The sequence below is a fragment of the Kitasatospora sp. NPDC093558 genome (assembly GCF_040683475.1).
In the GTDB taxonomy this organism is placed as follows: domain Bacteria; phylum Actinomycetota; class Actinomycetes; order Streptomycetales; family Streptomycetaceae; genus Kitasatospora.
This window is the reverse complement of sequence record NZ_JBFBDY010000025.1, coordinates 21,184-32,020: the sequence shown is the minus strand read 5'-3', so window position 1 is coordinate 32,020 and position 10,837 is coordinate 21,184. Positions and strand designations below refer to the sequence as shown.

The 10,837-nt window shown below is 67.5% G+C and carries 5 protein-coding genes; 3 read left to right on the top strand and 2 right to left on the bottom strand.

From position 1 onward, the window contains the following. Positions 1 to 234: 234 nt before the first annotated feature. The 3 genes from AB0O00_RS05230 (at position 235) to AB0O00_RS05220 (ending at position 4,243) form a co-directional block, all read left to right on the top strand. On the top strand, positions 235 to 1,836 hold the full coding sequence (locus AB0O00_RS05230; protein WP_363648740.1) for a multicopper oxidase family protein: 1,602 nt from the start codon (positions 235 to 237) through the stop codon (positions 1,834 to 1,836). A 150-nt stretch (positions 1,837 to 1,986) separates the two neighbouring features. Further along, positions 1,987 to 2,232, top strand: a complete 246-nt coding sequence (locus AB0O00_RS05225) for a hypothetical protein (RefSeq protein WP_363648739.1) — start codon at positions 1,987 to 1,989, stop codon at positions 2,230 to 2,232. Positions 2,233 to 2,269: 37 nt separating this feature from the next. Continuing rightward, entirely contained in the window at positions 2,270 to 4,243 is a 1,974-nt protein-coding gene (locus tag AB0O00_RS05220; RefSeq protein WP_363648738.1) for a hypothetical protein, read from the top strand. A 129-nt stretch (positions 4,244 to 4,372) separates the two neighbouring features. Here AB0O00_RS05220 and AB0O00_RS05215 read toward each other — a convergent pair whose 3' ends face one another. Then, entirely contained in the window at positions 4,373 to 4,750 is a 378-nt protein-coding gene (locus tag AB0O00_RS05215) for a hypothetical protein (RefSeq protein ID WP_363648737.1), read from the bottom strand. Between the two features lie 274 nt (positions 4,751 to 5,024). After that, a complete protein-coding gene (locus AB0O00_RS05210; protein WP_363648736.1) occupies positions 5,025 to 10,583 on the bottom strand; it encodes a DUF6531 domain-containing protein in 5,559 nt (1,852 codons plus the stop codon). Positions 10,584 to 10,837 lie beyond the last annotated feature (254 nt).

Sequence of the window (10,837 nt, the reverse complement as noted above, 5' to 3'; positions counted from 1 at the left end):
CGCGCCGAGCTCCTGACCCGCCTCGGCCGAACCACCGAGGCCCGCGCCGAGCTCGACCTCGCCGTCCGCCTGTGCGGCAACGCGCGCGAACGCTCCGTCCTCCTGCGCAAGGCCGCCGCCCTGGCAACCGGAGGCGAAGGAATTCACGACTGAGTCTTGTCGGGCGCATGCCGGTTGATGAATCCTGGCGCCCGCACCACTCAACCCTCACCCAAGTGAATACGGAGAACCCTGATGTCCCGTGACATCGGAGCGGACGCGCACGCCCAGCGGCAGCGAATACGGCGGACCAGACGCGTCATCCACGCGGTGACCGCGGTGGCGGTACTGATCTCGGCGGCCGTCGGCGCCGACGCGGTGGCCGCCTCGCCGGCGGCGCCACCCCCACCGCCGTCGACCGCCGAGCAGGAGAAGGGCATGCGGGCAGGCATGCCCTTCCAGGACCCGGCCACCGTGGACGCCACCGGCAGCGCAAACCCCGACCTCACCCTGACGCTCGACGCCGCGCGCAGCCGCTTCGACGTCTCCGGGCGCGAGGTCTACGGCGCCTCCTACACCGGCTCGTTCGTGGCGCCCACCGTGCGGGTGGCGCCCGGATCGACCGTCACCGTCCGCCTGGTCAACCACCTCCCGGTCGCGACCAACCTGCACTTCCACGGCCTGCACGTGTCCCCCGAAGGGCAGTCCGACGACCCGTTCCTGTGCGTGGCACCGGGCGAATCCACCACGTACCGGCTGGAGATCCCCGCCGACCACGCACAGGGCACGTTCTGGTACCACAGCCACGCCATGGGCACCTCGTGCCCCGCGGCCGGCGCCATGGCCGGGCACGACGCGGGATTCATGCCGGGCGACGTGGAGAACCAGATCTTCGCGGGCCTGTCCGGCGCCCTGATCGTCGGGGACGACCGCACGCTGCTGCCGGCGGACCTGCGGAACGTCACGGCGCACACCGTCGTCCTCAAGGACGTCCAGCTCGACGCGGGCGGGCACATCCTCCAAAACACCGAGGCGAACCCCCTGCAGTCCGGCAACCCGACCGTACGGCTCGTCAACGGCCGTCTCCGCCCGGTGCTGTCGATGCGGCCGGACGAGACCCAGCTGTGGCGGCTGGTCAACGCCGGGGCCGACATCTTCTACCGGCTCCGGCTGGACGGCCGCCGCTTCACCGTCGTCGGCGAGGACGGCACGCCCGTCGCCGCGATCACCACGGCGGACGAGCTGCTGCTGCCCCCGGGCAAGCGCTACGACGTCCTCGTCACCGCGGGCGGCGCACCCGGCCGGACCGTCCTGCGCACCGCGGCCTACAGCAACGGGCCGCAGGGCGACACCTATCCGGACGTGCCGCTGGCCACCGTCGCCGTCACCGGCCGCCCGGCCGACCGGCTGCCGGAGCCGACCGGCGCCCTGCCGACCGCCCCGGCCGACCTCGCCGCCGCGCCGGTCGCCCGGCGGCGCACCCTCGACCTGTCCGAGAGCGCCGACGGCAACACCTTCTACGTCAACGGGCAGCAGTTCGCGATGGACCGCTCCGTCTTCGACACGCCGGCCCGGCTCGGCACCGTCGAGGAGTGGACGATCGTCAACCACTCCGGCGAGGACCACCCGTTCCACCTGCACACCACCGCGTTCCAGGTGGTGTCCGTCGACGGCGCCGCCCAGCCGTACACCCACCGCCAGGACACCGTGCCGGTGCCGCACGCGGTCGACGGCGTCCCGGGGCGGGTCGTGATCCGGGTCGCCTTCGCGGACTACCCGGGCCGGTGGATGTTCCACTGCCACATCGCGGCGCACGAGGACCACGGCATGATGAGCTATATCGACGTGCTCCCGTAGACGGTGGCTGACCTGCGAAACACTCGCAGGTCAGCCACGGAACCAGCAGTTTCACCAAGGTTAGGGACCTGATCGACCATCCGGAGTCAGCAAAAGGTCAGCTTCAGACCCGGAAGCCCGATCAGCCATGGCCACGAACTCCGCCGCGGCATGGGGACGTTCTTCAAGGAGTGCGAACACCCCGTGTCGCGGTGGTCCAAGTGCCCGAAGGCTTACAAGATCCGCTACCGCAACGCGGCCGGCAAGCAGGTCGAGGAGTCCGGGTTCACCCGCGCGTCGACGGGGAGAACCACGTCCTGCGCGCCATCACCCTCCTCGACGTCGAGCCTGCGCTTCGGTCCCCGCCTCGCCATCAACACACCCATCATGATCAAGGAATGTTGCGACAAGCGTTAGAACCCAAGAACAGGGTCTAAATTCACGAACCGTTGACATGCCCCGCAGCCGCGACTGGAAGCGTGCCCACCCGGCCGCCGAGCCTGCGGACGATCCCAGCGTGTGCCCCGTTCAGGCTCGTGGCCAGATCTCCCTGCTCCGCCTTCCACGGGTCCTGACGGCAGGCCACGGCCGACGCATCCGCGGTCGGCCGCTGGCCGAGCACGAAGTGATCGACGCTGCGGCCCGCCGCCTCCATGAGGAGCGCGGACACGGTCCGGCTTGGCGCTGGTCGCTGATGCCGCTGGCCCGCCTGGCCGTGGCTGCCAAGGAGGCCGACGAGGACCTGGTCCGTGCCGAGGACCTCGACCAGCTTGCCGAGCAGAGGGAGGCGGTCGCTCTGGTCCTGCACGAAGCGGGCCTCTTGCGAGAGCGCACTACGCCCAGGCCGCCGATCGTCCGACGCCGCACGATCGGCCCGCGCCGTAAGCGCCGCCCCAATGTCAGCGGCTACCGGCCCGTTCCACCGCCGCGCCCGCCGCGCAGTTGTACGCACTGCCTGGCCTGGACCGGCACCGCCAGGGTCATCTGTGAACCGTGCCGCTCGTTCGGCTCCCGCTCCGACGCGGCGACCGGGCCGTGTCGCCGATGCGGGCGAACACTACCGCTCGTCGAGAGCCGCTGCCGGCTGTGCACGATCGCCGTCGCCATGGGCAGCCCAGAGCTGGCCGTAGCGGACCAGCTGTGGCTGTTCCTCCAGCCGCTCCGGCTGCCCCGCGCCAGGGTGGAGCCCGCGCCCGAGGCCATCTCCGAGCACCTCGTCGCCGCCGGGCAGCAACTCCTCTTCTCCTCACCGCCCCGCCAGTGGGCTATGCTGCTGGACCGGCCGCTGCCCGCACTCACATCCACCGCGCAGTCGCTGGTCGATGCCCTCGACCGCCAAGCCCGCGCCGAACGCTGGAACAAATGGACCCGGCTGGCGAACCTGCAGGTCCTGCGCATCGTGCTCGCCCACCTCGGAAGCGAGTCCCCCATTGAAGAGCAGGACCTGCGGGCCCTGTCGAAGCTCCGCACCAACTTCGCCGGGCTGCGGGTCGCACAATTCCTCGAACAACGAGAGCTGCTGATCCCCTCTCCTGGCCGCGAGACCGGGATGGACGAGGCGGCCGTCGCACAGCTCGCCGCGACAGTTCCCGACTGCTTCCGCGACGACGTCGGTGTGTGGATCCGCGCCCTGCGAGGCCAGGGCCGACGCCCCTCCCCGGCGAAGGAGTGGACCACGGTCCGCCGCTACGTCGGCTACGTTCTTCCTGTCCTCACTACCTGGGCCGGCGCCGTCACAAGCCTCCGTGAGATCACCGCGGAACACGTCAAGAAAGCCGTCGAGGACCGGCCGGGCGCCGCCGGGCGCTCTGTCCACTCCGGCCTGCAATCGCTCTTCCGTGCCCTCAAGCGGGAGCGTGTCATCTTCCACGACCCGGCCCGCGTCGTGCACATCGGCAGGAAGGCCGGCGTGCCCTGCGCCATCCCCAGCGACAAGATCACGGGAATGCTGGACAAGGTCCCCTCCGCCTTCGGAAAGCTGTGCGTCGCCCTGGTCGCCATCCACGCCGTACGACCGCTGGCCCTGCGCACCCTGCTCGTCAGCGACCCCGACCGGGCGCACGGCCAACTGAAGGTCGGCACCCGCCTGATCTACCTCGATGAGCTCACCCTGCTGTTGATCGCCAACTGGCTTCGTGACCGCCACCAGCGGTGGCCGCTCAGCGCCAACCCCCATCTGCTGGTCACCCGCCGCACCGCCATGCACGCCGATCGCCCGCCAATCAACAAGTTCGCAGTGCAGTACTACTTCAGGTTCACCGGGCTGCCCGCCCAGAAGATCTGGAGCGACCGGATCCTCGACGAAGCCCACGAGACCGAAGACCCTCTCCACCTCATGCATGTCTTCGGGATCTCCTCAGCCACGGCGGTGAAGTACCTGCAAGTCGCTCACCCAGAGCGGTTCATCATCGATCCCACTCGGGCATAGAGCACGACACCGGCGGTCGCCCTCGATCAACCCTGGCTGGTTCCAGTGCGCATCGCCCGCCATGCGGCCGCCCACCAACGGAGAACTTTCCCGAGTTTCCCGGCTCTTCATTGCTGATTTTCTGGATCGTCATTCAATTCGAGAGGCAAGTATATCTTCAACCTTAGCGGCGGCCTCGACAGGATTCTCGGTTTCCAGTACGACGACAGCCTCATCAGCGGCCTTGGGGTAGGGGCCACCCGCCCAGACCTGATAACCACCATCCCGGTCGACAGTCACAAATGCCGGAAGCAGTTCTCCGCCGTCGGCCGTCCACCAACGAGGACCCGTGCTGAAGCACAGCCTGCCGTGGCTGGTGAACGGAAAAAATCGCCCGACGCCACTGGGGCGCGCACTGATCATCAGGGCCGTCAGCCCCAGCTCCTGAGATCTCTGATATTCATCATCGATAGACCTTGCACAGGCAAGCGTGAAGTCCCACGCTTCCTCCAATGACTCATCCATCATGACATCATCCCATCAGGGAGGCCAGCAAGGAAGGCCCTGGCATCGCCCTCCTTCACGCCCCTCGGGCACTCTACAGATGAGACGGCAGCCCCCTGAACCGATTACCCACCGGGCGTTGAGCGGACCGTTGAATTCGAGTGGTCAATCCGGCAGGTGCAAGCAGGAAGAGGAAGGGCCTCTTTCTGCCCATGACGTGATTCATGCCACGGACAGGAAGAGGCCCTTATATCACCGATTTCGAACAGATCTCAGGACTGCCGAACCGGCCGATCTTCTAGCAGGGCGGGCTACCGTTGAAGAACGTTGTCACGGCTCGCACGGACGGGTTCTTGCAGACGTACCTGAGCTCGAATGAAGTGTAGCCGAATCCGGTGTCAACGCCGGCCAGGATGTCTTGGACGTTCTGAATTCCCTGCATGTTGAATGAGATCTTCCCGCCTCCCTCGACTACGCGGTTGATCATTGCCCCCAGAAGGTTTACATCCCGAACCACCCCAAGAGGGATCAGGTCGTTGAAGGGGCCGGTCTTGAACGTGACTGCCCCTCGTTCCTGAGCGAAGATCGCGAGCGCTTGCGGGGACTCCCCGCGGACCGAATCCAGACCGAGCGCCAGATGAATCGGTTGAACTGGCCCGTGTACGGGCTTGGTATGTCCGGACTCTCCCGGATACGCGGCCCTGATCTCCTGCGCCGCGATCTCGACGGCATCTTCCTCCGGGCCGCCCCAGGGCGTGAGCATCGCGGCAAGGGCGCCGCCGCCGTAGGCGAGTGAGTTCTGGCAGGTCTGCGATCCCGGGATGAGGGGCGGCACGAGTCCGAAGGTCTGGGTGTCCCAGTAGCCTTCGGTGAATTGTCCCGGGGCGTTGATGATCTTCTCGGTGCCTTGTTCGATGTGCTGATTCGCCGCTGCGACGAGCGGATTCTTGTGTGCAGCTGCTCGGTCTTCCTCGGCGCAGTGACCGCCGGAGCCGAAGACCGCTGCGAGGGAGTGGAGGGAGTCGTAGAGCTTCGCGGTGAAGCTGCACTGGCCGGTGGGGTCGGTGAGGTAGGTCGGTGCGTCGTTCGCGTAGGTGTAGTCGCCGCTGTAGGGCGTGGTGGGCCGGAGTTGGATCGGGTCGCGGGTGGTGAAGCGGCCGGTGGTGGTGTCGTAGCGGCGGGCGCGGAGGTCGAGTTGATTGTCGATCGGGTTGGTGTACTGGCCGGTGAAGCCCATGGGGGCTGACGGTGCGTTGGTTCCGGTGGTGTTGGTGCTGCGGGCGCCGTACGGGTCGTAGCTGTAGCGGACCTGCTGGGTTCCGGTGGCGTCGGTCAGGTCGGTGATGGAGCCGAGCCAGTCGTGGTGGGCGTAGAGGGTGCCGGCGGCGGTCTTCTGGGATTCCGGCCGACCACTCGGGTCGTAGGTGTAGTCGGCTTTCGGAGCGCCGGTGGCGTCGGTTTCGGTGGCGATCTGCGGGAGCGGCGCGTTGGTGTCCCACTGGACGGTGCCGCTGAGCGCGCCGTTGGTCTTGGTGGTGGTGCGGTTGCCGGACGCGTCGTACGTGAAGCTGTAGGTGTTCGCTCCGAGCGTCTCAGTGACCTGGTTCCCGGCGCCGTCGTAGGTGTAGGTGACACCTCCTGCGGCGGCGATCGGGTCGGTGGTCTTGGTGGACCACTGGGGGTTGCTGGTCTGGTCGTAGACGACGAGGTTGGAGTCGGCCTGGACGACGGCGACTGCACCGGTGCCAGCGGCGGTGGGGCTGGTCCAGAGGCTGGTGTTGTTGGTGTCGTTGACGACGAGAGTGCCGTCGTTCTGCAGCTTGGCTGTGGCGCCCGGGTGGCCGCCGGTCTGCGAAGACCACAGGGCCTGGCCGGAGGCTATGGAGTAGAGGACCAGGTTGCCGTCCGTCTGCATGGTCAGGCGGGCGCTGGAGGAGCTGATCGAACTGCCGGAGGCGAGGCCGTTGCCGGCGGTGATCGTGGCCGAGGCCGCAGGAGTCTTCCTGCTGGTGGTATTGCCGTCGGCGTCGTAGGTGTAGCTCGTGGTGGTGGCGCCGGTACTTGCCTGGCTGAGCTCGTCGGCCGCGTCGTAGGTGTAGTTGGTCGTCGCCGCGCCGCTGGTCTGGGTCAGGCGGTTTCCGACCGGGTCGTAGGTGTAGGTGAGAGCGGACCCGTTGAGGCAGCCGACGGAAGCAGCGGGTGCCGAGCAGCCGGTCAGCAGACGGCCGTTGGGGTCGTAGCTGTAGGTGTAACCGCCAGGCGCGAGACCGGCTCGAGCAGCATTGACCGTAGTGGGGCGGCCGTTGGCGTCACGGGTGACGGCCCAGGAGGCGAGGGTGCTGGTGCTGTTCGCGCTGGAGATGCCGGTCAGTTGCCCAGCGTGGTCGTAGGCGCGGGTCTCGGTGTAGCCGTTGGCGGCGGGCAGGACGGTGGAAGCCAGGTGGTTCGCCGGGTCGTAGGTGTAGGTGGTGGTGGCGCTGGCGGTGGTCTGGGCGGTGACGCGGTGGTCTGCGTCGTAGGCGATCGTCGTGGTGCGGCCGTCCGGGTACTGGCGGCCGGTCGGGTACCCGGCCGCGTCGTAGGTGTAAGTGAAGCCGGATCCCGACCCGGGAACCGATGCCGTCAGCAGGCGTCCGTCGGCGTCGTATGTCAGGGCCCGACTGCCGGTGGCATCGGTCAGACCGGTGGCCTGGCCGGCGGCGTTGTACGCGTAGGACACCGCGGGCGTGCCGTCGGAGTATGTGACGCCGGTGGGCAGGTTGCGCGCGTCGTAGCTGGTGGTGACGGTGACTCCGCGGGCGTCCACGACCGCGGTTCGGTTCCCGTCGAGGTCGTACGTGTAGGTCGTCTTGCGGTTGAGCGGGTCGGTGACGGTGGTCAGCCGGTTGTCGGTGTCGTACGCGTAGGCGGTGGTGTGCCCGTTCGCGTCGGTGCGGGCCGTGCGGTTGCCGGCCGGGTCGAAGGAGTAGGTGGTGGCGGCGACTGTCGGCGCGGTGACCTTGGTGAGGTTGCCGTCGGCGTCATAGGCGTAGCCGGTCACATTCCCCAACGGGTCGGTGACCGAGGTCGTTCGGCCGAGCGCGTCGAAGGCGGTTGTGGTCGTGTTGCCGAGCGGATCGGTGACGGTCGTCCGCTGGCCCGCCGGGTCGTATGTGTACTTGGTGGTGTAGTCGGATGCGGTGGCGCCCTGAGAGTTGCCGCGCGGGTCGACGGTACCGGTGACCTGGCCGCTCGGACCGTAGGTCCAGGTGGTGGTACTGCCGGTGGCGGTGGTGATTGAGGTTTGGTTGCCGTCGGCGTCGTACCCGTAGGTGCGCTTGCCACCCAGGGGATCGATGGTGGAGGCCGGCCAGCCGCGCGGGTCGTAGGTGTTCTTGGTGACAGCGCCTGCGGGGTCGGTGATTGAGACCGGGTGGCCGTCCGCATCGAAGGTGGTGGCGGTCGTGTTGCCGAGGGCGTCGACCGTGGTGACGGGCCGGCTGAACGAGTCATAGGTCGTCGTGGTGACGGCGCCGGTCGGATCGGTGGTGCTGGTGAGATTGCCCAGCGAGTCGTAGCTGTAGGAGGTCGTGTAGGCGGCGGCCGTGGCACCGGTGGCGTTGCCGCGCGGGGAGGTGGCGGTCAGCCGGCGGTTGGCCAGGTCATAGGTGTAGCTGGCCTTCGCCCCGGTGGGGTCGGTCCGGGTGAGTTGGTTGCCATTGGCGTCGTACGTGTAGCCGGTCTGGTGTCCGGCAGCGTCCGTGCTGGTCAGGAGATGGTGAGTGTTGTCGTAGATGTTCGACGTCTTGTTGCCCAGGGGGTCGGTCAGGGACGTGCGATTGCCGGCGGAGTCGTAGCCGTAAACGGTCTTTCCGCCGGTCGGGTCAGTGATCGAGAGGACTCGGTCGGCGGAGTCGTAGGCGAAGGACGTGGTGTAGCTCGCCGGGTTGGCGCCCGCCACGTTGCCGCGTGGGTCCGTGACGCTCGTGCGCCGGCCCGTGGAGTCGTAGGTGTAGCTGGTCTTGTTCCCGGCCGGGTCGGTCCCCGTGATGAGGTTTCCGGCGCTGTCGTACGTGTAGCTGATGGTGCGGCCGGCCGCCGAGGTCCGTGAGGCCAGTTGGCCCTTCGCGGTGTAGGTGTAGGTGGTGGTTCCACCGGCCGCGTCGGTCTGGCCGGTCAGGTGGTTCGCGGAATCGTAGGTCGCTGTTGTCTTGGCGCCGCCGGGCGTTGTGTGTGAGGTCTGGTTGCCGGTGCCGTCGTAGGTCCAGGACTCGGTCGAGCCATCGGGCAGGGTCCGGGTGGTCAGGTGACCCGCTGCGTCGTAGCCGAACTGGGTCAGGTGTCCTTGGGCGTCCACCACCTGTGACAGGCGCTGGTTGCTGTCGTAGGCGTAGGCGGTCTTCTTACCGTACGGGTCGACCGACTGGTAGAGCTGGCTGCCTGTGTAGTAGTCGGTCCACTTGCCGCCGTTGGCGTCGGTGTAGGTGGAGTAGCCGTTTGCAGTGGCGGTCCCGGTGAACGACGTGGTGCGGCCGTTGGCGTCCGTCTGGGAGATCACCAGCCCGTTGGCATCGTAGGTGGTGCTCATGACCTGGTGGCCGGCCGGATCGGTGATCCCGGTCAGCCTGCCGCCGGAGTCGTAGGCGTAGGTGGTTGTGCCGCCGTCCAGACCGATGACCGAGGTCAGCAGCCCGTTGGTGTATCCGTAGGTAACCGAACGGCCATCCGGCAGAGCCACATTGGTGAGCAGCGGGGACGACGCGGCATAGGTCAGGGTGACGGTATGTCCGGCCGCGTCAGTGATCGTCGACGGTCCGCTTTGGGTGCCGTTGTAGGCGAAAGTCAGACCGGCACCGTTGAGGTCGACCCAGCTGGTCAGGCGGCCCCCGGTGTCGAAGCTCATCGACTGCTTGTCCGGGGTCGTGAAGCGGTAGCCGGTAGTGGAATTCCCCGTCAGGGTGGAGCGGACTCCATCGGTTGGGGTCAGGTTTCCCGAGGAATCGCGGTTGAACGTGACTTGCGCGCCGGTCTCCAGGGTGACCTGGACGGTGGAGCCGCCCTGGTCCTGCACGGAGGCCGAGTACGGGAACGACCAGTGCGCTCCGAGCGGGGAGTTCGCGAGAGCGGCGGTGTCACTGGAGTACGTACGGGCCAGTGCGAACGGCACGCCCGGCGCCGAGAGGGCAGTGTCGGTCGCGCGCTCGTTCTCGGAACGGGTGAGCGTGTTCACCGGATCACCGCGGTGTCCCTGGAACTGGTCACGGCCGGAGGAGTCCGCACAGCCACAACCGGTGGTCTCGGCGGTCGGGACGGTGTGCCCGTTGGTGAACGACGTGAGAGTCGGCGTCTGGACCTCCGACGACCAGCCAGACGTGCATGACCAGTCCTGCGTCCGAATGTGCTGACCCGCCGGGAAGTTGGTCGAGTACGCAAACTTGGCGTAGTAGCCGATGCCGGACTGCAGGAGGGTGCCACCCCGGCCGTTGTACAACTCGACCCAGAACCCCCCACCATCCACAACGCTGGGATCGTTGGCCTCACAGTTCTCCGCGATCTTGACGTTGTCCGTGGCACGGTACACAGCCCAGTGAACCGAGGGGATGTGCATGTAGTAGGCCTGAGATTGGACGGCCCAGATGGTGCTCTGGTAGGAGGGCATGACGAAATACCCCCACCCCGTCCGGCCGTCCACCCACCCGGCCGGCGGCCAGACCAGCGACCCCGCCCCTGCGGCATTCGGCGCCGCATCACGAGCCGATGACGGCGTACGCGCAGGCGCCACAACACTGACGCCACCATTCATCTCGTCGACCACCTGAGCGCCGGAAGTATCCCCGGTCGCCGCCTTGGTGAGAGCGTCCCGATCCTCGTCACTCATCGGCCGAGGCGGCTCCGGCAACTTCCGCGCTGGCGCCTCAGCGGCTGCCTTCGGATGACTCGTGGCGGACGCCCAGGTCGAACTCGGACCGAACAGGCTTAACAGCACGGACAGTACGACTGTCACGACGGTGGCTGACTTGCGGACACGCCACATCAAATCCCCCCACAAGGTCGATGGCTTCTTCTGATCCCCCGTTGAACATGCGCGTCCATGTGTAGCCGGTGACACCGTCCGCACGCGACAGATCCTGA